Annotated in this window: 2 pseudogenes; both read right to left on the bottom strand. The window is 64.4% G+C overall.

Annotation, left to right across the window (positions count from 1 at the left end):
* Positions 1-384, bottom strand: a pseudogene (locus tag DNK89_RS23600) (hypothetical protein); the annotation flags it as partial.
* Positions 381-616, bottom strand: a pseudogene (locus DNK89_RS23605) (cytosine deaminase); the annotation flags it as partial. The pseudogenes DNK89_RS23600 and DNK89_RS23605, both read right to left, overlap by 4 nt.

Here is a 616-nt window from a genome sequence, read left to right on the forward strand (position 1 = left end):
GGCAAAGCGCTTCTGGAAGGCCAGCTCCTCCTGGCTGTACATTTCATAGGGGCCGGCTTCGACATAGGAGCGCGGCCACACCCGGCCCTTGGCCCAGCCTGGCTGGTTGTCGATGCCGAGGATGGTGGTGTCGAGGTCGGAAAGTGCATCGAGGTCGACAAAGCCCGGGCTGACCAGCGCATTGCCGAAATCGACCCGCCTTGCGACTTCGCCAGGGAACTTCGTGCCGACAAAAACGACTTCACCGCCGTCGATGACAACTTCGCCGTTCCGGATCAGCCGATGGCCGCCGTCGCGATGGCCAAGCACCCAGGCCGCGGTGATCAGCGTGCGGCCTTGCGGGCGCTTGCCGAGTGCGAGTGAATCCAGGATCTGTCGTGTCATGGCATGGCCACCATGGGCTGGCCGTTGCGTGCGGTGATGCGTCCGCCCTTGACAACGAGAGGACGTGGCGCGACGTCGACCACGGCATGGGCGAGGGTCTCGCCGGTCAGAAGTGTCAGATCGGCATTGCAGCCTTCTGCAAGGCCGTAGCCTTCGATGCGCATGACGTCGGCGCCACCCTGCGACACGATGTGCAGGACGTGCGCAAGATCCTTGTCGGAGCGCAGGCCGT

Source organism: Acidovorax sp. ST3 (genome assembly GCF_003231145.1).
Taxonomy (GTDB): Bacteria; Pseudomonadota; Gammaproteobacteria; order Burkholderiales; family Burkholderiaceae_C; genus Acidovorax.